This is a genomic window from Celerinatantimonas sediminis (assembly GCF_046054195.1).
Classification (GTDB): Bacteria; Pseudomonadota; Gammaproteobacteria; order Enterobacterales; family Celerinatantimonadaceae; genus Celerinatantimonas.
In genome coordinates this window covers 22,302-48,841 of record NZ_JBEQCS010000004.1, presented here as the reverse complement: position 1 = coordinate 48,841, position 26,540 = coordinate 22,302, and the positions used below count along the sequence as shown (strand labels likewise).

At 42.8% G+C, this 26,540-nt stretch carries 24 protein-coding genes; 13 read left to right on the top strand and 11 right to left on the bottom strand.

Annotated features, from left to right (window positions below; translation table 11 throughout):
- Positions 1-40: 40 nt before the first annotated feature.
- The 8 genes from ABTQ23_RS06565 to ABTQ23_RS06530 all read left to right on the top strand — a co-directional run bounded on the left by ABTQ23_RS06565 (position 41) and on the right by ABTQ23_RS06530 (position 8,694).
- Positions 41-1,180 carry an ornithine cyclodeaminase family protein gene (locus ABTQ23_RS06565; protein WP_408614873.1) on the top strand — a complete coding sequence of 380 codons (1,140 nt, stop codon included), beginning with the start codon at positions 41-43 and terminating at the stop codon, positions 1,178-1,180.
- A gap of 207 nt (positions 1,181-1,387) precedes the next feature.
- Complete coding sequence (locus ABTQ23_RS06560; protein ID WP_408614872.1) at positions 1,388-2,788, top strand: APC family permease; 1,401 nt, start codon at positions 1,388-1,390, stop codon at positions 2,786-2,788.
- A gap of 423 nt (positions 2,789-3,211) precedes the next feature.
- Positions 3,212-3,613, top strand: a complete 402-nt coding sequence (locus ABTQ23_RS06555) for a Rid family hydrolase (RefSeq protein ID WP_408615040.1) — start codon at positions 3,212-3,214, stop codon at positions 3,611-3,613.
- A 45-nt stretch (positions 3,614-3,658) separates the two neighbouring features.
- Positions 3,659-3,964 carry a (2Fe-2S)-binding protein gene (locus tag ABTQ23_RS06550; RefSeq protein WP_408614871.1) on the top strand — a complete coding sequence of 102 codons (306 nt, stop codon included), beginning with the start codon at positions 3,659-3,661 and terminating at the stop codon, positions 3,962-3,964.
- Positions 3,957-5,351 (top strand): FAD-dependent oxidoreductase, encoded by a 1,395-nt coding sequence (locus tag ABTQ23_RS06545; RefSeq protein ID WP_408614870.1) that lies wholly within the window; start codon positions 3,957-3,959, stop codon positions 5,349-5,351. Before ABTQ23_RS06550 ends, ABTQ23_RS06545 begins: the two co-directional genes overlap by 8 nt.
- Positions 5,352-5,455: 104 nt before the next feature.
- Positions 5,456-6,583: an NAD(P)/FAD-dependent oxidoreductase gene (locus ABTQ23_RS06540; protein ID WP_408614869.1), complete on the top strand. Its 1,128-nt coding sequence runs from the start codon at positions 5,456-5,458 to the stop codon at positions 6,581-6,583.
- Positions 6,584-7,522: 939 nt separating this feature from the next.
- Positions 7,523-7,855, top strand: a complete 333-nt coding sequence (locus ABTQ23_RS06535) for a YciI family protein (protein WP_408614868.1) — start codon at positions 7,523-7,525, stop codon at positions 7,853-7,855.
- 68 nt (positions 7,856-7,923) lie between these two features.
- Positions 7,924-8,694 carry a GNAT family N-acetyltransferase gene (locus tag ABTQ23_RS06530; protein ID WP_408614867.1) on the top strand — a complete coding sequence of 257 codons (771 nt, stop codon included), beginning with the start codon at positions 7,924-7,926 and terminating at the stop codon, positions 8,692-8,694.
- Between the two features lie 173 nt (positions 8,695-8,867).
- On the opposite strand, the gene ABTQ23_RS06525 is transcribed toward ABTQ23_RS06530, so the two are convergent.
- The 7 genes from ABTQ23_RS06525 to ABTQ23_RS06495 form a co-directional block, all read right to left on the bottom strand.
- Positions 8,868-10,208 carry a PepSY-associated TM helix domain-containing protein gene (locus tag ABTQ23_RS06525; protein ID WP_408614866.1) on the bottom strand — a complete coding sequence of 447 codons (1,341 nt, stop codon included), beginning with the start codon at positions 10,206-10,208 and terminating at the stop codon, positions 8,868-8,870.
- 424 nt (positions 10,209-10,632) lie between these two features.
- Complete coding sequence (locus tag ABTQ23_RS06520; RefSeq protein ID WP_408614865.1) at positions 10,633-11,160, bottom strand: CBS domain-containing protein; 528 nt, start codon at positions 11,158-11,160, stop codon at positions 10,633-10,635.
- Between the two features lie 37 nt (positions 11,161-11,197).
- Positions 11,198-12,082, bottom strand: coding sequence for a formate transporter FocA (focA, locus tag ABTQ23_RS06515; protein ID WP_408614864.1), 885 nt, complete (start codon positions 12,080-12,082; stop codon positions 11,198-11,200).
- 193 nt (positions 12,083-12,275) lie between these two features.
- Positions 12,276-13,043 carry an ABC transporter ATP-binding protein gene (locus ABTQ23_RS06510; RefSeq protein WP_408614863.1) on the bottom strand — a complete coding sequence of 256 codons (768 nt, stop codon included), beginning with the start codon at positions 13,041-13,043 and terminating at the stop codon, positions 12,276-12,278.
- Position 13,044: 1 nt separating this feature from the next.
- Entirely contained in the window at positions 13,045-13,983 is a 939-nt protein-coding gene (locus tag ABTQ23_RS06505; protein ID WP_408614862.1) for an iron chelate uptake ABC transporter family permease subunit, read from the bottom strand.
- The gene (locus tag ABTQ23_RS06500; RefSeq protein ID WP_408614861.1) at positions 13,980-14,954 is read right to left on the bottom strand and encodes a FecCD family ABC transporter permease; all 975 of its coding nucleotides are present in this window, start codon (positions 14,952-14,954) and stop codon (positions 13,980-13,982) included. The genes ABTQ23_RS06505 and ABTQ23_RS06500 overlap by 4 nt, the downstream gene beginning before the upstream one ends.
- Positions 14,951-15,814: an ABC transporter substrate-binding protein gene (locus ABTQ23_RS06495; RefSeq protein ID WP_408614860.1), complete on the bottom strand. Its 864-nt coding sequence runs from the start codon at positions 15,812-15,814 to the stop codon at positions 14,951-14,953. The genes ABTQ23_RS06500 and ABTQ23_RS06495 overlap by 4 nt, the downstream gene beginning before the upstream one ends.
- 172 nt (positions 15,815-15,986) lie before the next feature.
- On the opposite strand from ABTQ23_RS06495, the gene ABTQ23_RS06490 reads away from it, so the two are divergent.
- On the top strand, positions 15,987-18,074 hold the full coding sequence (locus ABTQ23_RS06490; RefSeq protein WP_408614859.1) for a TonB-dependent siderophore receptor: 2,088 nt from the start codon (positions 15,987-15,989) through the stop codon (positions 18,072-18,074).
- A 150-nt stretch (positions 18,075-18,224) separates the two neighbouring features.
- Here the strand turns inward: ABTQ23_RS06490 and hisP are convergent, their stop codons facing one another.
- The 3 genes from hisP to ABTQ23_RS06475 all read right to left on the bottom strand — a co-directional run bounded on the left by hisP (position 18,225) and on the right by ABTQ23_RS06475 (position 20,673).
- Positions 18,225-18,998 carry a histidine ABC transporter ATP-binding protein HisP gene (hisP, locus tag ABTQ23_RS06485; protein ID WP_408614858.1) on the bottom strand — a complete coding sequence of 258 codons (774 nt, stop codon included), beginning with the start codon at positions 18,996-18,998 and terminating at the stop codon, positions 18,225-18,227.
- 233 nt (positions 18,999-19,231) lie between these two features.
- The gene (locus tag ABTQ23_RS06480) at positions 19,232-19,951 is read right to left on the bottom strand and encodes an ABC transporter permease (RefSeq protein ID WP_408614857.1); all 720 of its coding nucleotides are present in this window, start codon (positions 19,949-19,951) and stop codon (positions 19,232-19,234) included.
- 2 nt (positions 19,952-19,953) lie between these two features.
- Positions 19,954-20,673, bottom strand: coding sequence for an ABC transporter permease (locus ABTQ23_RS06475; protein WP_408614856.1), 720 nt, complete (start codon positions 20,671-20,673; stop codon positions 19,954-19,956).
- Positions 20,674-20,954: 281 nt separating this feature from the next.
- Here ABTQ23_RS06475 and ABTQ23_RS06470 point away from each other — a divergent pair, with 281 nt between their 5' ends.
- Entirely contained in the window at positions 20,955-21,866 is a 912-nt protein-coding gene (locus ABTQ23_RS06470; RefSeq protein ID WP_408614855.1) for a LysR substrate-binding domain-containing protein, read from the top strand.
- 206 nt (positions 21,867-22,072) lie between these two features.
- On the opposite strand, the gene ABTQ23_RS06465 is transcribed toward ABTQ23_RS06470, so the two are convergent.
- The gene (locus ABTQ23_RS06465; protein WP_408614854.1) at positions 22,073-22,906 is read right to left on the bottom strand and encodes a transporter substrate-binding domain-containing protein; all 834 of its coding nucleotides are present in this window, start codon (positions 22,904-22,906) and stop codon (positions 22,073-22,075) included.
- Between the two features lie 648 nt (positions 22,907-23,554).
- On the opposite strand from ABTQ23_RS06465, the gene ABTQ23_RS06460 reads away from it, so the two are divergent.
- Genes ABTQ23_RS06460 through ABTQ23_RS06450 form a run of 3 tightly spaced genes read left to right on the top strand, consistent with a single transcriptional unit; the run spans position 23,555 to position 26,368 of the window.
- The gene (locus tag ABTQ23_RS06460; RefSeq protein ID WP_408614852.1) at positions 23,555-24,676 is read left to right on the top strand and encodes an NAD(P)/FAD-dependent oxidoreductase; all 1,122 of its coding nucleotides are present in this window, start codon (positions 23,555-23,557) and stop codon (positions 24,674-24,676) included.
- Positions 24,669-24,968 carry a (2Fe-2S)-binding protein gene (locus ABTQ23_RS06455; RefSeq protein ID WP_408614851.1) on the top strand — a complete coding sequence of 100 codons (300 nt, stop codon included), beginning with the start codon at positions 24,669-24,671 and terminating at the stop codon, positions 24,966-24,968. The genes ABTQ23_RS06460 and ABTQ23_RS06455 overlap by 8 nt, the downstream gene beginning before the upstream one ends.
- Entirely contained in the window at positions 24,965-26,368 is a 1,404-nt protein-coding gene (locus ABTQ23_RS06450; RefSeq protein ID WP_408614850.1) for an FAD-dependent oxidoreductase, read from the top strand. The genes ABTQ23_RS06455 and ABTQ23_RS06450 overlap by 4 nt, the downstream gene beginning before the upstream one ends.
- Positions 26,369-26,540 lie beyond the last annotated feature (172 nt).

The following is a 26,540-nucleotide window of genomic DNA, read 5'->3' as shown; positions in this document are numbered from 1 at the left end:
ATTGAAACGTAAGTTAACTTGCTGCAATGAAGGGGTATATATGACAGGCAATACCAAAATAGATTTTATCTATCTTAGTGAACAAGACATGATTAAGGCGGGTGTCACAGATATGCCTAAATGTGTGGACGCAATGGAAGAGATGTTCAAGCTTCTGTATTGCGGTGATTATCGTATGGCTGGTGCTAATAATGATTCCCATGGTGCAATGATTACTTTTCCGCAGAACTCCCAATTTTCAACGATGCCCAAGCCCACAGCAGATCGCCGATTGATGGCAATGCCTGCCTATCTTGGTGGTAATTTCCAAACTTGCGGGGTTAAGTGGTATGGCTCAAATATAGCCAATCGTGAAAAAGGGCTGCCACGTTCAATTTTAATGTTCATTCTTAACGATATTGATACTGGTGCTCCTCTTGCGTACATGTCGGCAAACTTACTTTCTGCATATCGCACTGGGGCGGTACCTGGTGTGGGAGCGCGTTATCTCGCTAGAAAAGATTCAAAAGTCATTGGGTTGCTTGGCCCTGGTGTTATGGGCAAAACTGCAGTAGCAGCGTTTATCTCAGAATGTCCAGAAATCGATACGATTAAAATTAAAGGTCGTGGTAAAAAAAGTATCGACAACTATCTCACATGGATTTCTGCAACATATCCGCAAATTACGCGAATAGAGTTAGTCGATACGATTGAAGATGTCGTACGGGACTCCGATATCATTACTTTTTGTAATTCAGGTGAAACAGGCGATCCATCAACATATCCAGAAGTGAAACGTGAATGGGTTAAGCCTGGAGCATTTTTAGCAATGCCCGCATCTTGCCGCCTTGATGATGGCATGGAAAAGCCTGATGTGCGCAAAGTGCTGGATAATACCGGTTTGTATCAGGCCTGGTTTGAAGAAGTACCCAAACCAGCACACCATTCTATTCCTTTGGTTGGCGTTCGTTTTATGGACATGATAGCAGAAGGCAAGTTGACCTTAGATGAACTTGAAGACATCGGTGAAATTGTGTCCGGTGCGGCTCCAGGGCGTAAAAATGATGACGAAATAATTGTGATGTCTGTAGGCGGTATGCCGGTAGAAGATGTGGCGTGGGGAACCAAATTGTATCGTTATGCGTTGGAACAGGGGATTGGCGTAAAACTGAATCTTTGGGATGAGCCTGTGCTCAGTTAATACCATTTTTTTAATTCTATAGATTTGATATTGAATTCAAACGTAATGGTAAGGATTAACGGTTCTATAGGCCGATGCAGAGTAGGTGAATGGCGAAAAACTGAATGTAAGCCTGCAGCCTTATCAGCTAGCCATTGTAAAAAGCGCTGGTTCATTAGTGAAAATGAGTAATGCGTTTTTGTTTCCCTTCTCATAAGGAATATGTATATGAGTGAATTAGCACAAACTCGTAAATTTAAAGCTACTGAAGAAAATGCAGGCAAAACAGACAAATTAAAAATGGGTCTGCCAACCATGATGGGGATCTGCATCGGATTGGTGATTGTTCAAGGTGCGATGATATCCGCGACTCAGGGTATTGCTCTTGGGGGGATGTCTTTTATTGTGGCGATGGTTGCAGCGTTTATTTTGGCCCAGTTTAACGCGATGAGCTTTGCAGAACTGTCATTGATGTTTCCTCATGAGGGAACATTGGCCACATATACTCAAAAAGCGATTGGGCATCTCCCAGCAATTGTTTCTGTGTTTGCCGGTTATGTCGTGGTTGCCATATTAGCGTTACCAGTTGAAATGTTTCTTGTTGATGCCATGGTGAACAAGATGCTGCCCGGGCTTTTCCCTGAGAAAGTTGTTCCGCTTATTATTTTGGCCGTTTTAACAGTAACCAATTTGATTGGCACGGATGTATTTGCTCGCGTGCAGAATCTTTTGGCATTCATTCTTGTTGTTGCACTGATTTTAGTCGGGGTCTGTGCCATTACGGGCACACCTGAAGCTCATCCAGTACTCACCGGTAAATTGGTTGACTGGAGTTTTAGTGGAGTGATTGATGGTAGCTTTGTCCACTTGATTGCTCTGGCTATGTGGTTGATGGTTGGTATAGAGTTTATCTGTCCGATGATCAACGAGGTTAAAGCACCGCTGAAAAATATTCCTCGTGCGATGCATCTGTCGCTATTGATGATCTTCCTTATTTTTCTGGCATTTGCCTACGGTGCGAGTCTTTATCTCAACGTTGATACTCTATTGAGCTCACCCATTCCTTATCTGGATTACATTGATGCTGTCTTTGGTAAGATAGGATTAGTGATTGCTACCATCATGGCACTGGCCGCGACTTGCAGTACATTAAACACAATTTTGGCTTCTGTGCCACGGATGCTTCATGGTATGGCGATGGAAAAACAAGTATTTCCAATATTTAAAGCTAAAAATCGACGTAAAGCGCCTTGGGTGGGTATCTTATTTATCGCTGTCAGCACAGCCATTCCGTATTTGCTAGTGGATGAGAGTTCGCTAATAGTTCTCGTTATTGCGGCGACAACCAGCTGGCTATTGGCCTATATCGTAGCGCATATTGATGTTATTGTTTTGCGCCTGCGCTTACCGAAAGAAGAACGTCCCTATAAAACGCCGTTTTATCCTGTACCACAAATCGCAGGAATCATTGCAATGGGGTACGTTGCCTTGAACAATTCACCTTCTCCTGAAATGACATCATTAGTTTACAGTATCACGGGTGGAATTTTATTGGTCATTTCACTGGGGAGTGCTGTTTGGGTGAAATTTTACATGAAACGAGGTTTATTCACACCGGACAATGATTAATGCTCGAGTATGATTAGCCACGTACTCTAATTGTGTATTCGGGGCAACATTCGCGTTGCTCCGTTCTTATGACAACCAATAGAATATCTACTATTGGTCAGCTCTGTCTCGACCTCTACTCTTTTATCGTACCCATCGACGTTTTTATGTTTGGTAAGTGAGTAGCGTTTCTATTGTTAATGCCTTCTTTTATGACCCACTTCGAAAAGCTCAGATTCAGTTTCAACCCCGCGTATCATCGTATGATTCGGTACGAGTTATGGCTTGTCGCGGTTGCTAAACAATGTCGCAAAAATACAATACAGGCCTTTATCTGCTACTTAATATCGATTGAAACAATTGCGTGTTTGACATGAGTGCATGGATGCTTCGGGCTTTGAACGACTCTCATGGGTGAGCTGTACACAGATAAGGAAAGATATGATGCAACGTATTAACTATTCATCCGGTGCGCCGTTAGAAGAAATTGCCGGTTACTCTCGGATGGTGAAAGTGGGGAATCAAATCCACATTGGTGGTACGACCGCTGTTTTGCCAGACGGAACCATTTCAGGCTCTAGCGCATTTGAACAAGCGCAATTTATCTTCGAAAAGTTCATCGGGCTATTGGCTCGAGCAGAAGCTCAAGCGAAAGATGTCTACAAAATAAAAGCTTACATTACTGATATGGCTTTCGGTAAAGAGGTTGCTGAAGCCTACAGTGCTGTTTTCAAAGATGTTCGCCCTCTGTTTACCATGGTGGAAACTCCAAAACTCAATCGTCCGACACAGTTAGTTGAAATAGAGCTTGAAGCGATGCTTGGCTGCGAAGTGTGTAGCGAGTAATTCGTAAAGAAGTGAGCAATCTTCTGTAGTGATTAGGAGTTGAGTATGCTGAAAAGAATTCATGAAAACCGCCCTGGGGCAGTACTCGTTACCATTACCTTTGAAGGCGAGGCTGTGCAAGTTCCTGCGGGTGAAACCGTTTTGGCCTCGGTCATGGCAGCTGGAATAGGTTATAACCGAACGTCTCCAATCAGTGGTGCTCATCGCGCGGGTTACTGCCAAATGGGTGTTTGCTTTGAATGCCTGATGGAGATTGACGGCATTCCCAATCAGCAAGCATGTAACACCATTGTCCACGAAGGTATGGTGGTGAATCGCCAGATTGGGAAAAAGGTGGCATCTAATGGATAAAATCTATGATCTCATTGTGATTGGTGCAGGTCCCGGTGGCCTTGCTGCCGCAGTGACTGCTTCCAACTTAGGGCTTGATACATTAGTCGTCGATGAACAGCCTGAACCGGGTGGGCAAATCTATCGTTCGATGGAGCGCAGCCGTGAAGAAAATATCGATACATTAGGTAAAGACTACTTTGCTGGAAAACCGCTGGTGGAGATGTTTCGCTCATCGACGGTCACTTATATGCCAAGTACGACTGTGCTTAATATTGCCAACCAATTTGAGCTTGATGTGCTTTGTAAGGGCGTCACCTATCGAGTGCGTGGAAAAAGAATGATCGTGAGCATTGGGGCTGCTGAACGCCCTGTGCCAATGAAAAACTGGACCTTGCCCGGCGTTATGGGGGCAGCTGCTGCCGATATTTTATTTAAATCAGCGGACATGGTACCCGATGGTCCTGTTGTAATAGCTGGAAGCGGTCCACTGCTGCTTCTTGCAGCTTGTCATTTGGTTGATAACGGCGCGTGCATTGCGGCTATGGTTGAAACTGCAAGTTTTAAAGACTACCTCAAGGCGGCGCCTTTTTTGCCTCAAGCATGGCCGCGGGCAAATTACCTGCTCAAAGGGTTGCAGATGCGACTCAAACTCAAACGAGCAGGTGTTCCTCTTTATATTGGCTGCCGTGAACTTGAGGTACTAGGAGAGGAACGAGCGGAAGGATTTCGCTTCAGTTACCGCGGCAAAACCAAGGAGATCGCTGCACAATCGGTACTTCTTCATGAAGGCGTTGTTCCTAATTTGCGCTTGAGCCAAGCCCTTAATTGCGAGCACGAATGGTATGAACCTCAGCGTTACTGGAAACCTAAGCTCGATGAGTGGGGACAAACCAGTGTCGATGGTTTATCGATTGCTGGTGATGCGTCGGGTATTGGTGGTGGGCCTATTGCTGCATCAACGGGTCATCTAGCAGCCATTGATACCGCATATAAACTTGGCAAAATTACAGACCAAGAACGAGACAGTTTAGCCACGGAGCATCGCAAACAGCTTAAACGGGATCGATCAATTCGTCCTTTTCTTGATCATGTTTTTCCTCCGAATCGCCAAACCCTGAATCCAGAGGATGATGATGTCTTGGTCTGCCGCTGTGAAGAAATTACCGTCGGACAAATTCGTGAAGCGATTGCGCAAGGTGCGCGTCATCCGGCTCAAATCAAGGGTAAAACTCGCTCTGGTATGGGGCCGTGTCAGGGGCGTATGTGCTCTGCAACACTCAGTGAAATGATCGCGGCAAGTTGCAAAATCGATATTAAAGAAGTGGGAACCTTGCATGTTCGCACGCCAATCAAACCTTTGAGTATTGAACAATACGCGACGATGACATTCAGTGAAAAAAGTTGATCGTCTTTAACATGTTGAGTGTGCGAAATAACCATGGACGAAATTGTATTAGGGAGTGGCGGGAACGGTGTCTTGCTTCCGAAGCATTGCAGAAGAGATAGACAATGAAAAGAAACGCAGATGTCATCATTATTGGTGCAGGTATCATAGGGTGTGCGACAGCCTACTATTTAGCGAAGAAAGGTCGATCGGTTATCGTGTTAGAGCAGGGCAAAGTGATTGGTTATGGTGGCTCAGGCCGCAATGGTGGCGGTGTTCGCCAGTCGGGGCGCGATAAACGAGAACTGCCACTGGCTATGTACGGGGTGAAATATCTATGGCCATCGCTTTCTGATGAACTTGGAACCAATGTGGAATACTATCAGCAGGGGAACCTGAGATTAGGAAAAACCGATGATCATATCGATATCTTAAAAGGGTTGACTGCAACAGCGGTAGAGCAAGGACTCGATGTGAATATGATCAGTGGTGCTGAAGTTCGCGAGATTTGTCCACACCTTTCTGATGAAGTGATTGGCGCCAGTTGGTGCCCGTCAGATGGACATGCTAATCCACTTAAAACTACGCTTGCTTTTCATAATGCTGCTCGTCAACGTGGCGTACAGTTTGTGACTGAACAACGGGTATTAAAACTGGGCATGGTGGGCGGAAAGGTGCGTAAAGTCGTGACCCAAAATGGGGAATTTGAAGCGGATAAAATTGTCGTGGCTGCGGGCCTAGCAAGCCGGCCAATTATTCAGAGCGTGGGGATTGATGTGCCAATTTCTGCTGTAGCACTCGATACATTAATTACTGACGCGCAACCGCCGATGTTCTACCAAATGCTCGGCACAGCAATGGCCGATTTTTACGGTCACCAAACTACACACGGTTCGTTTATCTTTGGCGGAGGCTCACCACTGGATTCTAGTTTAGTGAACAGCACTTCCGATCACACGCCGATTGAGGCGACTGCTGCAACGTGTCGTGGCGTCATCGGCTACCTTCCGGCCTTAAAGCACGCTAAAGTGGTGCGCAGTTGGGTAGGGATTATCGATTGGTCTAAAGACAAAGTGCCTGTTGTCAGTAAAGTAAATGATTTACCGGGCTTGATTCTCGGTTGTGGATTCTCTGGTCACGGTTTTGGAATTTCGCCTGCTGTTGGCAAGGTATTAGCTGAGTTGGCCAACGATGAAATCCCTTCTATTGATATTAGTGAACTTGAGTATGAGCGCTTTGCAGTTGAAGTATGATGATTTAATTTCTAACTCCAATTGGGGAAGTAGTGATCATAGTATTGAATGATGTTTTATGTTCAATGGAGTGTCTGAGTCTATCGTGGCAAACACAATCATGTATGCACATTTTTTCTTGAAAAGTGCTTAGAAATAGGTTTTTTAGGCTCATGATAATCCTCGTCTAAATGCACTTTTTATACTGTATTATTTGAAATTCCCGGATTTCATGGAAAAGTGAAAATTTTTTGCGCGGTTTCCCATATGGTGCAATTAGTTCAATGCTGATAAATTCATTATATACAAATAGTTAACTGAGCGTATTTTACTGTTCCAAACGAGGTAAATAAATGTACATGCGTATTAATAAAACTGTCAGGTGCCCATAGGCAATGAGGAATAAAATGAATTCATCGCATTCAGGTGAACAATCAGTGAGAAAAGAAATTGAAAAATTTCATTTACTACTGAATCACGAAGCAATGATTCCTGCTCAGTGTTATCGAATGAGTGATAATTTATACAGTCTTGTTTGTTTTACAAATCAGATAGTCGCTCTATTTATCAGTCAAAATTATCCGATGATACCTATCTTTATCGAGCGGGTGCTAAAGCAGTTACAACGAGTTGAAAGTCAGCCGGGAATTACAGGATACCGTAATTTAGTTTATGATTACCTATGTCAAGTTACCTATTATTTAGATCGATTTTGTAATTTGGATTAGCAATGGGTTAAAAACCATATTCCCCAAGAACTTTTAGAAGCCGGAGCCAAAAAAGCACCTGAGTATGACCATGAAAAAATGGTCATAAAATTGCCAGAGAACTGGGTGATTGGGCGTTAAAGCACCTAACTAATCACATCAATTGATAAAAATACATGCCATGAATTTTGCTATCTAAAATGTAGTGTTAAGAGTTTTGCAACTTTGTTCAGCATTGTGCTTTGAGGTATATATGAAAAAGTATGTAGCAATATTGTCTAATAAAAACAGAGCACTATTTAGTGATGAGCTTTTAGGTAAGCATGTAAAGTATCTTAAAACACAGGAAAAACTAGGTAACTTAGTGTTATGTGGCCCTTTTACTGACAATGAGTCAGCGATTCAGATTTTGATGTCAGATAGCATAGACAAAGCGCAAGAAATTGTAGCGTCAGATCCTTTTATTCGTAAAGGTTATTACAAAAACGTTGAGGTAAAAGAGTTAATCGAAGCAAATGCCAGCAATAACTGGTTAGTCTCGGATTCTCAAACCAATGCTAATCGCACAGAGTCAAAACCATCATAAATACGAGCACAACGATTTCTTAAATCTTACGTGTCGTATACGTTATATTTTTTAATCTCGGGGAATCAATGCAAGATAAAGCAGTACAAGATGTATATAACTCATATTTTCGTTTTAATAATCAGCGGACCTTGTCTATGGGGTTACCAAGTGAACTTTGTATTACTCAAGACAGCGGGTGTTCTATCTTTGCCGATAAAACGCGTCGATACGATAATCAGATCATAATCCACGACTCCTGCACTACTGAGAAGTTAGAAAAGCATTTAGAATCGTTTCATAGAAGTTGTTCTCCAGAAATTGCCATTGAGCCCCGAGCGAATACGCTTGAGCTACAAAGCTGGTTATCAAATCATGAGTTTGCGCCAGCTTATGAGCATGAGTTTCTCGAACTAAGTAGAGCTGATTACGTTGTGTCCGAAGTTGTTTCAGAGCAACCATCAGTTGAGCGATGGTCTCATGATAATGTCGATGAATTTTTAGCTTTGCTCAAAACATCAGGATTAGAGTGTACGGACGAAATCTGGCAGAAGAAGCGCTCACTGTATTGTACCGATACGTTCCGTTGCTATGTTGTAAAAGTAAATGGCAAAGCATGTGCTTGGGCAACAAGCTTTATCAAAAATGAATATGCAATATTGGCTAATGCGTATACACAAGAGAGCTATCGTTCCAAGGGGTGTCAAACTGCCTTACTAAGAGCTCGAATCGAAGATGCCATCTCTTTAGGTATCAAAGTGATGTTAACCGATGTAATGCCGAACAGTACTAGTAGTAAAAATTGTAAATCAGTAGGTTTTATTCGTGTCGGTGTACGAAACGTGTGGAGCAAAGATTAAGATTCTAACAAACAATTCGACTGTGACTCGTGCGCGATTGTAAATTTGCAGCTTTGAATGTAATAAGCGCAACATCCTCTTATAAGAGGATTATTGAGGCATTTGAAGAGTTGTTGACGGTGATGATTGTGTTATGGAGGCAGAACTCATTCTACCTCCATTATCTGTTGGTATTAGGCTTGGTTATTTAAGGGGAAACGTATGTTTCGTGCCAGTATTTTCCAGCGTAACAGATCGACAATCATGAATAACAACAAGCTGCAACCTAAGACCGGCAGCGCAATCCCGAGTGCGAATGCAATCACCAGTGTGATTAATCGGCTCTTAAGGGTTAAATGAGCCCAGATGTAGCTGATAGTTTCTTTTTCAGATGCCATAGATGGGCGGCGTTTCCACCACATGACATAGCCTAAAATAATCATAAAGCACAGCGTTAAGCCAAACGCGGCAAGCAGTAACTGGTTAGCAATTCCAAATAAAATTCCCATATGAAAATCAATTCCCCAGCGGATCAACTTTGCAATGATTGGATAATTTTTAAAGTCCGCTCGACTGGTGACTGTCATCGTGTTGGGATCAACAGATAGGCTATCCACTTGTGTTGGCCATGCGCGATGAATCTCGCGAACGAACCAGCCTTTGGTTGGATTATATGAAGGGCGAATTTCTATTTTTTTTGCTTCTAACCCAGAGGCGCGAGCAAGGTGTAAAACCGGATCGAACAACGCATCGACAGAAGTATTTTTTACGGATGGACTACCTGTCAACGCTTTGGGTAATGTCATATTTGGTGAAGGTGTTACCCAGCCGATATCTCTGCGCAACTTGGCAATATTACCGCCAGCCCATTGTGACCAAGTTAGGCCGGTCGCTGAAAAAAATAAAAGTCCTATTAAGATAATAAGCCCAGTTTTCTGGTGACGATTTCTGGCTTTGACATACACACTCTTTGTCTTTTTCTTATTTTTTTGTTTAGAACAATACCAGAGCGCAACGCCCCCAAGCGCTGCAATCCACATCCATGAAGCGGCCATTTCACTATAAACTCGCCCGGCATTGCCCAATAGTAAACCCCGGTGTATAAAATCTAGGGTGGTCATCAGTGGCAAGACTCCGCTTGTTCCATAGGTGGGCAAGGTTGCATTAATAGCTAAGGTTACAGGGTCGACAAACACAGTTTGGTGTTGCAATCGATACTTAGGATCGGAGAAAAGTACTCTGGTTGTATATCCGTCACCTATAGATGGTCTGACCGCATAAAGCTTCAATGGTTGCGATAGCGATTGTCGAGCTGCCTTAATCTGATTTTGTAACGATTGAGGTTCTCCGTGAGAGGTTGTTCTTAACGCATATTGATACAGGTGCGCTTCTAATTGTGGGGCTAAGGCATATAACGTTCCTGTGAGTGCCGCGATAAAGATGAAAGGCCCAACAAATAATCCAATATAGAAATGTAACCTTTTTATAAGCGCAAAAATTCCAAGGTAAGTGCCTTGTGAGCGATTTCCTTTCATATGTACTGTCTCGTCTTGTTTTTATTTTTAAAAGATGAATTGTTGGCGTGTAAAATCCGGAGGACATTAAATAACAGCATCATTGATATATATCAACAAAATACAAATAAATATGATGAATTTCTGGGGATGGATATGTACTTCGTAGCAATAAGGTTAAATGTTGGCCATTTTGCTAGGTGGATAGACTACGACCTTAAAAAATATTTTTAGATAAGAGTGCTGTACTTCGCTACTCGTTCCAGCGCTGCATAGACAGCTAAAGGTAGTTTTGGATACATTTTCTTATATCAAATAAATATATTTTAACTGCAAGTAAAAAGAGTGAATCATTTAACTTAATAAGAAAAACAATTCACTCTTTTGTTAGACGTTCATACATCTTCAATTAGAAAGAGTATTGAACTGTCTGGATTATCAATTGTTACACATTCTCGGTTGCTTTTTGACCTTCCAGTTGAGCGGCTAAACGGTGAAAGGCTTGTAATAATGTTTGACGATCTATTGTTCCTAGCACAAAACCGTTTTCAACCACTGGATATAACTTAGGACGCATTACTTGGGCTTGCTCTAAGTCATCATCGAAACTACCCGGCATACGGTTTGGATTAGAAGCTTTATTTTCAAACAGTTTATTTGGGTCAAAGACCATATAAGCTGCAAGTTCATCGATGGTTTCACTTGGCGAGACAGTTACTATTTCCTCGCGCATGATATCCCCAATACAATGATTAATATTAAACTCAAAATCATTTGCCCAAAGCTCACGCAAAATATCTTGCTCTGAGACAAAACCGATGAGTTGATTATCTTCACTTACAACTGGCGCTCCCACAACATGGTGATCAAGCAATAATCCCAACGCCCGATGAAGGCCTGTGGAAGGTCGAAGAGTCAACGGATTATCATTCATAAGGTCGCGAATAGGCATTTTCTGAATGATGCGTAACATAATGTAATCTCCTTGCTTCGAAACTCTAAGCTGGGTCTTAGCTTAGTTCCGCTGCTGTCGATTCTTGGCTATTGGATTTAACAACTTTTGATTTAAAAATAGTCCAGAAACCAAGTCCAATGATAACTGCCCCACCTACAATATTACCTAAAGTGACGGGGATAAGGTTGTTAACAATAAAGTTACTGACAGTTAAATCGGCAAACTGCTGGCTATGCATACCAATGGCTTGCCAAAAGCTTGCATCTGCAAAATAATGAATTGAAATTCCCATAGGGATCATAAACATATTTGCAACACAGTGCTCAAAACCTGAAGCGACAAACATAGCCACAGGTAAAATCATCAAGATTGCTTTAGCCAATGGATTGCGAGTTGCAAAAGTTAACCAAATAGCTAAACAAACCATCATGTTACATAAAACTCCTAGCGTAAATGCTTGGATAAATGTGTGATGGATTTTGTGTTCAGCCAGATGCAATGCACTTAATCCCCATTGCCCATGACTTCCCATATATGTACCAGCTCCCATCATCAGTAAGACGATGAACAGTGAACCAATCATATTGCCGAGATACACTCGTACCCAACAACGCAGTAAAGCTGTGGTCGAGACCTCATTATTGACTCGAGAGATCAGCGATAATACAGTGCTGGTAAAAAGTTCTGTGCCACATAATACAACTAAAATGAGGCCCATGCTAAATACAACGCCACCGGCTAGATGGGCAAGCCCAGAGCTACCGCTACCGGTAGTGACAGTGGTGTAAAATACAAACGCCAGAGCAATGAACATCCCTGCGGCAATGGCTAGCAAAAACGAAGATTTAGGGTCTTTGGTAATCTTTTGGTGACCGTAATCTTTGGCTTGAGCTGTCATTTGGGCTGGGCTTATCGCCTCACCAGACAGTTGCTGATTCATATTTTTAATCTTCCTTCTACAACTACAACTTAACTAACATAATGCTTAATAGCATTAAGCATCCTACAAGATGGATATTTTGCGTGAAGAGGTAAGAAATAGGAATCTTTTCTGACAATAAATTTACAAATTAATTGATCTATTGACTCAGATCACTCAGATTCAAACGCAAAATTGTGCTAGGCAAACTCGGTTAAGGCAATATCATCATCGGTGCATGGTTGTGTTCATTGAGAGATATTTTTGCATCAATTTCAAAGACATTTTTTAGCATTGCGGGTGTCATAACTGCCTCAGGCGACCCTTGAGTATAAAGTTTTGCCTTGTTTAAAATGACTAATTCGTCGCAGTAATGGCTCGCTTGGTTAAGATCGTGTAAAACACAGATGATGGTCTTGCCTTGAGCTTTTAATACATTAAGAATGCGCATTAATTTGATTTGATGCTTTAAGTCCAAATAAGTTGTCGGTTCATCAAGCAACAAACATTGGCTTTGCTGTGCTAGGGCCATGGCAAGCCATGCTCGTTGTCGTTGCCCACCAGATAAATCGCTCAGCGGTTTGTCACAAAGCTCTTTGTCGAGCTCACACCATTGCATACTTTGCTCGATGATACGTTTATCAGAGTTTTTCATTTTAGCGAAGAATCGCTGATGTGGCGTTCGGCCAAACTCGACTAATTGGCGAACGCTAATTCCCTCTGGAATTGGATTATGCTGGCTGAGCATCGCTAGTATTTTGGCCCTGTGTCGATTGTTCAAGGAACTTATCGATTGGCCTTGATAGTTAATTTGTCCAGTAAGCGTCGGTTGCAGTTGTGCTATCGTTTTTAACAGTGTCGATTTTCCGCATCCATTTGGCCCGAGTAAGGCATAAACTTTACCGGGTTTAAACTCAATCGATATCTCATTCACAATCGGTGTATTTTTATACCCAGCACTGACGTTTTCTAGCGATAACATATTAACGACACTCTTTTCTTAACAATAACCAAAGGAAATAAGGTGCTCCGCACAGGGCAGTGAGAACTCCCGCTGGAATTTCAACCGGCATGAGAAGGGTCCGCCCAACCAAGTCTGCAACTAGTAACAACAGCGCACCAACTAGCGCAGCTCCTGGCATCAGCCATTGATGACGCCCGCCAAACAGTCGTCTTGCAATGTGCGGCGCAACCAAGCCAATAAATCCCAATGGCCCACAAACCGCCACACTTAAGGCCGTGAACAAGACTGCGCATCCTAATGCAATATATTGAATATGTTTGGGATTTGAGCCCAGGCAATGGGCTTGAGCGTGGCCAACTAAGAGTAGATTAAAGCGCTGACGAAATACGCCTGCAATCATCAGTACGATAAGTGCAGGCCATAGCCACAATAGCGTATTCCAGCTGCGACCCCAAAGGCTTCCAGTTAGCCACAATAGGGCATTTGAGGTGGTATCAGCACGGCTCAATAATAGGTATTCGGTGATGGCTGCAAACCAAGCTGACAGAGCAATCCCAATCGTTGCAATGTAAATCGGATTTTCTCGTTTGCCCATGCAAAGCTTTAGCGCTAGTGCGCCGACGAGTGACCCAGTTAAAGTGACCCAAGGTAGCGAAGCCATCGGAAATGACGGAAAACGAGTCAGCGTTAAAACCGCAGCTAATGCCCCGGCGTGGCTAATGCCAAGGATATCTGGTGAGGCAAGCGGGTTTTGCACCGTTGTCTGAGTTAATACGCCGCTAATGGCTAACAACGCACCCACACAAATCGCAATTAAGGCCCGAGCAAGACGCTGACTAACGACCATATTCCAGCTATTCCAAGCCCCGGCGGGCGCATATCCTATGCGAATGCTAACAATGAGCAACATGGCAATTACGGCGGTTAATATGAGTAGCTTTAATGACAAATCTTTCATTGGCGTCGCACCAAATAGAGAAAAAATGGCGCACCGATAAGGGCCAGCACTGCGCCAGCTGGCGTTTCGGTTGGAAAGTTAACGCTGCGGGCAAGAAGGTCTGCCCAGCAAACCAAAGATGCACCAAGTAACATAGCGGTGGGTAAGAGCACTTGGTGGCGATGCCCAACTAAGCGCCTGGCTAAGTGGGGAACCATGAGCCCAACAAATCCAAAATAGCCGCAACGACTGACAATCACCGCTACCAAAATAAGAGTGATTAAGCTAAAAATAAATTGCCATTGCCAGGTCGCAATTCCTAATAACTGCGTCTGTGTTCGGCCCAGTGCAAACAAATTAAGGCGTGGACTAAGTACCCATAACAAGATACACAGAGGGATAACAATGATTGCGGTCTCTTGCACTACTGGCCAACGTATTCCTGCGAGCGAGCCAGCTAATTGCGATAATAGGCTATGGCTGCTCGATTCGTGAAAGAGCAATAGCGCTTTTGTGAATGCCCCGCAGAAAGTGCTGACCATGACCCCCGCAAGAATCAGTCGTAATTGACTCGTTCGTCCCACTGCGCCAATCAACATCACCAACGTCCAACATACAGCTGCTCCAACAATACTTAAAAGTGCATCCCCAAATTGCATTGGAATGGCAAATAGCGTTGCGATAACCAGCCCTAATGCCGCACCAGCGTTGACCCCAAATAGGCTTGGTGACGCAAGTGGGTTCGCTGTTAGTGCCTGCATAGTACAGCCTGAGCAGGCAAGAGCACCGCCAACCAATATCGCCATAATAAAACGGGGCAGGAGAAGTTGGGCAATGACTAGTTCTCCCATATCATGCGTATGCAAAGTAGTTAAAAACTGCCAGAGCTCGTGAGAGTTAATGGATATCAGTGATAATTGGGTAGTTGCAATCCAGCCTGAAAATAGAATGGTTGCCATTAAAAACAACGCGATATAACCAAAGCGGCTCATGAGCATGCTCCAGTTAATTGATTCGTCAAATGGGTCGCCATCTGCTCTGCACTTAGTAACCCTCGGCCTTTCACCCAAATATTGGCTTGAACAGAATAAACGTGGTGCTCTTTAACTGCTTTAAGTGCATGCCATAGTAGGTCATGTTGCCAAATCTTTGAAAGTGCAAAGCGCCCATATTTACCAAGTACGATAATATCCGGATTAATCCATAATAATTGTTCGATATTGATCTGCCGGCTCGGTTGGTCATTAGTAAAGCCCGTGGCTGCACTGACAAAACCTAATTGCTCAAAGATGCTACCGACAAATGAATCGGCTGCGTGCGCATACAAAGAGCTTGCGCGAGAAATCACAAAGAGTATGCGTTGCTGTTGGCAGCTTCTAAGCTTTGATTTTAACGAAGAGAAATAGCGAGTTTGTTTTGCAATCCGTTTATTCATCTGGGCCGTTTTTGCAACTGCTTGGGCAATCTTCTGGGCAACTTTAAGGCTTTGGGAATAACTGGTTCGCTTTGAGCTTAATAGTAGTGTTGGCGCAATAGCTTGAAGTTGATCGCTAATGAGTTGATGCCGGTCACGATCGGCGATGATTAAATCAGGTTTTAAAGCAGCGATTGCCTCGATGTTGGGTTGGGCGCGGCTTCCAACAGACTGATAGGGGAATTTTTTTAACAAATCGATGAGTTGCTCTGGGCGACCATCATCGGCAATTCCTACCGGATGGATCCCTATTGCGGTGAGATCTTCGGCAAATGAAAATTCTAATGCGACAACTCGTAGTGGATGAGCCCAACTGACTGAACTAACGAGTAAAAAAAACAATCCAGCGATCCAGATAATAGGGCGGATATGGCGCATTTGAGAGACTAACTTCTGTAAAAGGGCATTATCTTAGCCCAATTATGCAAATAATTTAAATGAAATTGAGAGCTATTTTTATTTACGTATAAGTTATTAGCGGGGATAAGTTGTATTCGTGATGTAATAAAAATACAATGCGAATCGTTTACATTTACGAATAAGGATTTTCATGTCGCCCGTTTTTCGCCTTTCAGTTGTTGCGATAGCCTGTATTGGGGCAATTTCTAGCGCCTATGCTGCCGATAACCAAGTTGAATTAGATACTGTGAATGTTTCTGCTAATTCAACTAAAACAACCACTAAGACTGCTGCTGGCACGAATAAACAAAGTGTAACTGTTGATCAGCTCACCTCTGCTGAGATAGATAATTCTCAGCCGCAGGAACTTTCTGATGCGATCTCACTGTTACCCGGCATTCAAGCCAGTGGCACCAATAGTTATAGCTATACATCTCGAGGATTTGCGCTGAGTCGCGACAGTGTCAAAATCGATGGGATGAATGCGTGGGCCTTAAAAGATAATCAGATCCCGATGATTGCAGTGGATCATGTTGATGTTCTTAAAGGTGCAGGCTCAATGCTGTACGGCAGCCAACCTGTAGGCGGTACTCTTAACATTGTGACCAAAAAGCCTCAAGCGCAAAGTTATCATAAGGTTGAAATTGAAGGCGGCAGTTATTTAAGTAGCCAAACAGACCAGTGGATTGGTGCGCGTCATATCGCATTTGATAGTACGGGCGCTATGAATGATGACCAAACTTTCTTATATCGAGTGATCGGTGATTACAAAGGTGATAGCGGCTTTGCTGATTACCAAAATACCCATGGTTATTACCTAACACCGATGCTGACTTGGCAGCCTGATGACAAACAGTCATTGACCGCTCAGTTTGAGTTAACTCGATACAGCTATAACTATGCATCGGCTTTGGTCGCCCCGGATAGCGATATTAGTAAAGTTGCTGCAATTTCTACGAACTATTATGGGCCGCAAAATCAGGCAACGGATCAGGGCGTTTCTGCGACGTTAACCTATCAACGTGACCTTGCCTCTGGTTGGCAAAATACCACGCGCTGGCGCAGTGTTTGGCATCGAGATGAGCGAGCTAATTTTGACGTGAGCAGTGTCAGTGATACTGAAGTGACTCGGCGCTATCGTCATCCTTTGAACCACCAGTTAAATCATCAATTGGATAGCTATTTTACTGGCCAAGTGACAACCGGCGCGATTAAGCATGACCTGACATTAGGTTTTGGCTGGGCGCATACACGTAATGACTTTAATCGCTTAAACTGGGGTAAAAACGATTCAAGCCTCACTGTTTCGGTTTATTCACCGTCATTTAGTTATGTCGATACCGACTCAGTTTCAAACTCGCCAGGCTCCGATCGAATTTTTACCTACGATACCTATAGTTTATATGCGCAAGATATCTTAGAGCTCACTGAACGGTTGAGCTTAGAACTGGGTAGCCGGATTGATTGGCAGCATCGGGCACTATCAGTTAAGACCACTTCTTCTTCAAGCGATGATACGACTCACGAAAATTACTGGACGCCGAGTGCAGGCTTGAGTTATCAGTTTAACCCAACCGTTCGTTGGCACCTTGGCTACACCCAGTCTTATGAGACGAGCAGCTTGCAAAAAACTGATGCTGACGGCAATACTTTTGACCCAACTAAGGGTGAGCAATACGAAACAGGTCTGCATTTCACTCCCGATAGTAATTGGAGTGCCGATATTAACTTGTTCCACATTGTTAAGAAAAACGTCATTGTCGAAGATAGTTCAGGCGATGACGCCGCATTAGGTAAGGTTCGTAGCCAGGGCGCTGAAGTTTCATTCAAAATTGCAGCAACCGATGATTTGTCGCTCTATTCGTCGTATACCTACCTTGATACCAAAGTGTTAGAAGGCGATCAAAGCTCCGATTCAGATAAAGGCAATCAGTTTATCAATGCGCCGCATCACCGGGTTGCACTAACTGGCTCATATCAGGTTAATGAAAGTTGGCAGATGGGAGCAACTGCCAGAGCTCAGACCCATAGTTATGGCAGTACAGATAACGAATTGCGCTTGCCTGGTTATGCAACCTTTGATTTAAACAGCAGCTTTAAATTAAATACGCATACAACGTTGGATGTGAGCCTTAAAAACCTCTTTGATAAGACTTATTACAGCGCTGCAAAAAGTGCAACCGCTATCTATGCGGGTGAACCACGTTACCTGCAGGCGAAGTTAAGCTACGAGTTTTAATACTTTAAAGCGTGAATGCATACAAAACATCAGGCCAGGGCAATAAGCTCTGGCCTGTTTAGTTTTGCTGTATAAATGCTTAATTAAATTTAGAAATAGCCTGTTCACCTGATTAAATTATCCAATCAATTAGAGCCGAACAATTGGTTTTTATTTTAATGAACCTGATAAAAATTGCTGTAGGCGAGGGCTTTTTGGATTATCAAATAGATCTTGAGGTGAGCCTTGCTCTTCAATTTTCCCTTGATGTAGAAAAATAACTTTGTTCGAAACGTTACGAGCGAATTCCATCTCATGCGTTACCACTATCATTGTTTTTCCCTCTTCAGCTAGTTGTTGCATAATTTTAAGAACTTCACCCACTAGTTCAGGATCTAGCGCAGAGGTAGGTTCATCAAACAGCAGAACTTCGGGCTCCATTGCTAGTGCTCTGGCTATTGCAACACGTTGTTGTTGTCCACCGGAAAGTTGAGAAGGGTAGCGATTAAAAACCTGTTCGTTTATATTTACTTTGTTCAAATAAATGATGGCCTGTTTTTTTGCTTCTTCTTTTTTCATCTTCAGAACATGGATTGGACATTCCATAACATTTTCTAACACAGTTCTATGGCTCCATAAATTGAATCCCTGAAAAACCATAGCAAGCTGAGTTCTCAGTAATTGCAAACGATTTTTATCAGATACCCTTAGCTCACCATCTTTATCTTGCACTAGCTCTACAGCTTTATTACCGATATGGATAGTTCCTTTACAAGGCCTTTCTAGGAAATTGATACAACGTAGAAAGGTGCTTTTCCCCGAACCAGATGACCCAATTATACATATTACATCTCCAGAATTGGCGCTGAGAGATATGCCTTTAAGAACTTCATGTTCGCCATATTTTTTATGTAGCTCAGTTATAACTAATTTGTTTTGTGACATATTAAAATTCTCGAAAAAATAAATTCAGTAAATGCTGTGCTTATCTTTGATGAAGAGCTTCTAGGCTTAATCTAGAAATTAAATTTATTCACTGTTAGATATGAAAATTTCATTTTTGCTACCTTTAACATCCAACCTTAATATCAAAATTCAATTTGAAAATTGTCTAATTAGTACATGTTAATGTGGCGGTTAAATATAATCCCTACGTAGGATTTGTTGGTATAACAGTATTAAAAATAGCTACGTTTAAACGATTGTTGTGCTACATATGTTTCTTGAGAGGTTTTTCTCTCAAGCTGTCGAATAATGCAGACCATTAGAAAATTCAATCCAAGATAAATTATGCCTGCCACGGCAAAAATCTCTATAGGACGATAGGTTTCTGAAATAGCCTGTGCAGCTAGTCCTGTCACTTCCATTAAGGTAATAGTTGAAGCTAGAGCTGTAGCCTTGATCATTAAAATTATCTCATTACCATAAGCTGGCAGCATACGAACCAACGCTTGAGGAATTATGACTCGGCGATACATAAGCGCTGTTGTCATTCCATAAGACCTAGCGGCTTCTATTTGACCTTTGGGTACATTAAGGATAGAGCCGCGAATGACTTCAGCTACGTAAGCTGCAGTGTTAAGCGACATTGCGAAAACTGCACACCACCATGGCTGGCGTAGAAGTGGCCAAAATATACTAGAGCGAAGTTCAGGAAACTGACTCAGACCGTAATATATGAGATAAATTTGGACTAATAAGGGCGTTCCTCTAAATAGGGCAATATAGCTTCGCGATAAATAATCTAAAACCATCCAGCTGCTAGAGCGCATAAGTGCAAGCATCAGCCCAAGACAACCGCCCAATACAATTGATGTCACCGCCAGTTGCAACGTTAAAGGTATTCCTGGTAATAGACGCACAAACATTTCATATAAGAAACTAGCTTCATCTAGCATAATTATTGTCCTGAACCGAAGTTAATGGAGCGCATCGAGCATTTTTCTGCAAAGGCAAAGCAACGTCCTGATATCCAGGAGATAGCAAAGTATAGAAGTGCTGCTGTCAGATAGAATGTAAAATACTTATGCGTAGAACCTCCAGCTATCTGTGATTGGCGCATAAGTTCAACCAGACCGATAACTGACATCAATGCCGTTTCTTTTAAGACCATTTGCCATACATTACTCATACCAGATAAGGCATGGCGGATAGCCAAGGGGAGTACAATTCGTCGTATTCTTTGTGGAAGGCGCATACCAAAAGCTAGAGCTGCCTCTATTTCACCTTTATCAATAGCCTGAACTGCCCCTCGAAAAACTTCCGTAAGATAGGCTCCAGCCACAATTGCTAGTGCAAAAACGCCGATAGTAAATTCAGGTGCACCAACAAATCCCTGAGCCCCGAAAAAATGGGCGATGGCTGTTAGGGCACTGGATGACCCAAAGTAAAAAAGGTAAACCACGAGCAGATCTGGAACACCTCTCATAACGGTTGTGTAAACTTGGGTGACAAATCGCAATACACCAATGCTTGAAAGAGCGGAAAGGGCGCCACAGATGCCAAACAATACTCCAAGACACATGCCTGAGATAGAGAGCCAAAGAGTGGTCATCAGCGCATTCAGTAGTAAATAACTCCAGCCACCGTTACCAAACGTGAAAAGTTCAGACAACGACATAACTCAACCTCCCCATTGCAGATATGTTCATTCAATATACCCACAGTGTTGCAATGGAAACGAGAGATGAAAAATCAAAATTACTCACTCTATCATTACAAAATATTATGCTTGGTTTTATCAATTAAAAACTAAATAAACTGGATGAATTATTAGGTTGAATATAATTTTCCTATGCTATTTACACCGTTAGGTTGTTTTATTTTATGTGCGTTGTTAGCGTGAGAATCTAGATTTATGGCTTTTAACTGTTTAATATCAATTTGACATAAGGAGATGTTATGTATCAATCACACCGACTTAATCTCAGGCAGGTTGAGGCCTTTCGGGCTGTTATGTTGACTGGTCAAATTACTGCAGCTGCTGAGCTTTTGTTCGTTACTCAACCAGCGGTCAGCCGACTTATAGCCGATTTTGAACGGGCAACTGGGCTTCATCTTTTCGAGCGCCGAGGTAACCGTCTACTCCCTACTTCTGCCGCATTTACATTGATGCGAGAGGTTCAAAATTCGTTCGTTGGACTAGATAGGATCGCACGCGCGGCTCAAGATATAGGTCGGAACTTTGCAGGAACACTGCGAATTTATGCTATGCCAGCGTTAGCATCTGGAATGTTGGCACGGTATCTGGGTAGTTTTTTACGAGAGCGAAAAGGTTTGCAAGTTTCTCTAAATGCTGCCTCTTCAGCAACTGTTATAGAGAAAGTTGCGAGTGGCGACGCTGAACTTGGATATGTTGATTTTCAATTTAACAGGACAGGGATGCGCTGTCGCCATCGGTCCATCGATGCGGTGGTTGTGCTTCCTGCAAACCATCGCCTGAATGAAAAAAAAGAGCTGACTCGAGACGATCTTATTGGTGAAAGTGTTATTGATGTGGATCCTGGTTCGACATATTCAAAAAGACTTAGTTTGATGCTCGAAGGAATTGAGAGAACATCGATGATTGAAACTAATCAATCATTGACTGCCTGTTCAATTGTCCTTGGTGGAGCAGGGGTTGCAGTTATTGACCATTTCGCAGCTACGGAATTTCTCGCCAGAGGGCTATCTTTAAGGCGATTTACACCGCCTCTCGAAGCTGGTTTTACCGAGCTTAGTTCCGAAGAATCCCAACAAGGCGACTTAACCACAGAATTTGCTGAAGGATTCTGGGATTTTTTGCAAGAAGAGCTGCATTTACCGAACGAGTAACTTGGTCCTGAATAGCTTTTTCTATCGCATGGGTTATATCACCTCATCACTACTTATCATGGAGATAGGCCCAATTCTTATTAGTACTCACTTGCGAATTTGTTAGTCATTTGATGAAGAAGACCGGTATGACCGGCCATTTTATATTTGCTCTGTCAAATTCTAAGTTCACTCGCAATGAGCCAGCTAATTGGACATATTGCTGATCAGGATTTGGGCGTAATATCAACACCGAACCATTTTTCACTAAGCTTTTTAATCGTTCCATCTTCACGCAGTGATTTAATACCAGAATTTAAACGAGATTTTAGTTGAGCATCGTCCTTGCGAAGCCCTATAGCAACGGAGTTGAAAGGGGCGCCCTGTAGAATTGGGCCGGAAATTTTTGCGATTTTAGCGTCTTTTCGCGTCAATGAATCGTTCAATACCGTAATATTTGCGATGATTGCATCAATACGTCCGGCAAGTAAATCGAGTTCAGAGTCATCGAACGTTTTGTATTCTCGCACATTCACACCTTTGAGTTTGTTGTGAACGAAAGAAGATGCTGTTGTTGATCCCTGAACCCCTATAGTTTTGCCCTTTAACTGCTTGGACAAAAGGGCTAACTCTTTCGCTACTTTCACCTTATTACCAACAAGATTTATTGTTTTACCTGTCGAATTCATGTCAGAAAGGGGACCTTCTTTGAGTACCATAAACGTATTCGGAGAGGCGGCATAAGCTTCAGAAAAGCTGATTACTTTTTGACGCTTAGGGGTTATTGACATGGCCGCTACAATTGCGTCAAATTTGCCTGAATTTAGTGATGGGATTAATCCGTCCCAGTTCTGGGCTGTAATCTTGCAATTGGCTTTTATTCGTGAGCATAAAGCATTCACAAAATCAATTTCAAAACCATCTAGATTACCTTTTCCATTAACAAATGACCAAGGTTTGTAAGCTCCTTCAGTAGCAATGTGAATCGTATTGTTAGCTGCATAAATGGGCTGAGCAGAAAACACAGCTGCAGAAAAGAGAGTAATAATAGCAAGTTTCATGATTATGATCTTCCATGGTAAATAACAATGTTGAACCAGTTTGGTGAACTTTATAATTCCTCATCCCTATAAGAGGATATCCTGTGTATGTATTTATCGAGAACAACTTTCATTCATACTATTTGTAATTAGGGAGTTGATTGTTACTAATCGTTACTCAGTATTGCAATGGATTATGCTTGATGAAAAATAAAAAAAGAGATGCCAAGAATGAGTAAATATTATATGAGGATGTTTTGGAAAACTACCATTGAGATAAAAAAGGTTGATGATTCACTTTTAACGGCGTGAACTGTATTAAAGTATCTAATTTTAATATCCATTTTTTGTTATTTTCTTCGAATTCTCTGAGAACATAACAAGCATTTTCTACAGTATAATATTTACGCATGAAAGACTATCCATAACTAATTTGAATTCTGACGCTTATCACGGTTTTATTGGAATTAAATAATATTGTCGGTTCGATGAATATCATGTGGTTCCGACTTGTTACATTCAAATAAATAGCTGAACTATAAACTCTGGTCTAAGAAATTTTAAAGGCATAAATATGCGGTAGCTGTAATTAGCCATCAGCAGAGTTATCGGTTAAGTATTGACAATAAGATGAATTATTTATTCTTGGTTAGCTGGTAGGAATTCAAGATGACGCAACATGATTATGACCTGATAGTTGTCGGTGCTGGTATGACTGGTGCGGCTATAGCCTGGGGGCTGTCAAAACTACCACTGCGTATTCTTATGCTAGATGCAGAGGATACGGACCATAGAGCGGCAAAGGCAAATTTTGGCTTAGTTTGGTCGGCTGGAAAAGGCCTAGGAGATCCCAATTACCAGCGCCTCTCAATTAAGGCCGTTTCACAGTGGCCATCTTTTGCCCGAGAATTGGAAGATGAAAGTGAGGTCCTTATCAATTATGAAAATAAAGGAGGATTAGAATTTTGTCTGAGCGAAGAAGAATATACCAATTTTTCTCTTGAGATGGCGCAATGGAACGCGCAGATACCTGAGCTCAAAAGTCCAGTTCAAATGCTGCGCCGCAGCGAGTTAGAGTTGCGGTTTCCTTCTCTTCAACTGGGGCGAGATGTTGTCGGTGCATGTTTTGCAGCAAATGATGGACATGTTAACCCTTTGCATCTTCTTTGTGCTCTGCACAAATCATTCCTTATGCGTGGTGGCGAAATTCGATCGAATAGCCGAGTAAAACGAATATCTCCTCTTCAGGGCGGAGGTTTTGACGTTATAACGCAATATGCGCAGTTTCGTTGTGAAAAGGTCCTGCTGGCATCAGGCTTAGGCAATGTGGAACTTGCTCCAATGGTTGGTCTGCATGCACCGGTTAAACCTCAGCGCGGACAATTGTTGGTTACAGAGAGACTCGCGCCCATATTACCTCTGCCCAGCGGGGAGCTGCGTCAAAGTGCAGAAGGTACTGTGATGATAGGAGCAACGCACGAAGATGTGGGCAAAGATATCTCCACTACCTTTGCTGGCGCAAACAGTATGGCTGCTAGAGCCATAAAAACTTTACCTGTACTCGCAGGGGCAAACGTTGTTCGACAATGGTCAGCTCTGCGCATCATGACGCCAGATGGAAGCCCTGTTTATGCATCTTCTGTTGAATATCCGGGAGCACATATTGCAGTGTGCCATTCCGGTGTGACACTTGCGTCTTTTCATGCAAGGCAATATGCAGAGGTCATTGCGTCAGACGAGCCTTATCCAGCAAGCCTTTCACCTTTTCACTATAGGCGGTTTCATGTTTAGGAAGCTTAAGCACTCAGAAAGTATTGCAAAAGTAATTATTTATATTGATGGCGAGGCAGTAGAAGCCGAATCTGGCGAAACTGTTGCGGCAGTACTGCTTCGTCAAAATATGCTTATGAGCCGGACTACGCCCGTAAATATGAGTAAGCGAGCGCCATACTGCATGATGGGTGTTTGTTTTGACTGTTTGGCAGAGATCGATGGTCAGGGATCTGTGCAAACTTGCCAAGTCACTGTTAGAGAAAATATGAAAGTTGTACGCCAACTAGGACGTCGGAGTATGAATAAATGAACCGCAAATTTGATGTTGTCATTGTGGGGGCGGGACCCGCTGGAATGAGCGCAGCCATTAAGCTGAGAACGTTTGATTTATCAGTTCTTGTCGTCGATGAACAACCAGAACCTGGCGGAAAACTCTGGCACAGAGTTGAGTCGATTGCTGGAACGTCCTTAGCCCACGTTTTAGGAAAAGAATATGAATCAGGTGAATCAGTGGCTTCACTATTTCGTGGCAGCGGAGCAACTTATGAACCCAACACACAGGTTTGGCAGATAGATCCATCTTTGCGAGTACTTCTGCGCCGAGATGGTGAGGTCGAATCTGTCAAAGCAAAAGAAATTATTGTGGCAACAGGAGCGTTGGAAAGACCGGCGCCGTTTCCTGGATGGACCCTTCCTGGCGTTATGCCCGTTGGGGGAGCACAGCTTCTGTTGAAAGATTCGCGACAGATCCCGCAAGGGCCAACTTGGGTGGCAGGAAGTGGTCCTTTACTCATTCTTTATATGGCCCAAGTTATTAAAGTAGGCGGAGAGATTGAAGGCTGGTTAGACACTAGTGCCCCAGGAGAATGGTTGCGAACTCTTCGGTGGTTTAAATCTGTGTTTAAAGGCAGAAAAGACGTTTTAAAGGGACTGCTTTGGTTGAACCAGATAAAACGCTCAGGGACCAAGCGTATTCGCGGCGTGAAATCTTTTCATGCATACGGCGAAGGGCGGCTTCATGAGCTCGAATATACGTTAGCTAATGGATTGACTAAACGTGTCCGAGCCAATGCGCTACTCGTACACGAGGGCGTTGTTCCCTCTATTCATATGACTCAATCTCTGGGCTTAAAACATCACTGGAGTCATCAGCAAAGTTGCTTAGTTCCTTCGCTCGATTCATGGGGAGCAAGTAGCCTTGCTGGCATATCGGTTGCTGGAGACGGTGCCGGAATTGGTGGAGGGCAGGCCGCTTGTGTCCGAGGTGAAATCGTCGCTTTAGGCATTGCTATGAGAATCGGACTTTTGGAGCAGAAAAGCGCTGATGCTCTGGTGAGCCCTTTACGAAAAAAACTAAAAAATTTGCTGAGTATACGACCTATGTTAGATGCACTTTATCCACCACCTCAGAGACTTATTTTTCCTTCTGATGAGACAGTAGTGTGTCGTTGTGAAGAGATTACAGTAGGTGATATTCGTCGAGTTGCCTCCATGGCTTCACCAGGTATTAACCAACTAAAAGCATTTACCAGAGCGGGCATGGGGCCATGTCAGGGTCGTCAGTGTGGATATACGATTGCAAATATCATAGCGACAGAACAGAAACGACAGGTCAATGAAAATGATTTCTATCGAATTCGACCTCCTTTGAAGCCGATAACTCTTGGTGAGCTAGTATCTCTGAAAATAGATGAAGAATTAGATTCCTAAATATTGAAGTGAAATAAGATCTAATTTTTATAACAAAATATCAAATTTGGCTGATCTACTTTCAGACTGGTCATATCTCTTAATGAGTCGGTGTGACTACATTAAGTGAACTATAAAGTAGTAAACAATTTTATTTACCGATCTTAGTTTTTAATTATATAAAGAGGTTAAT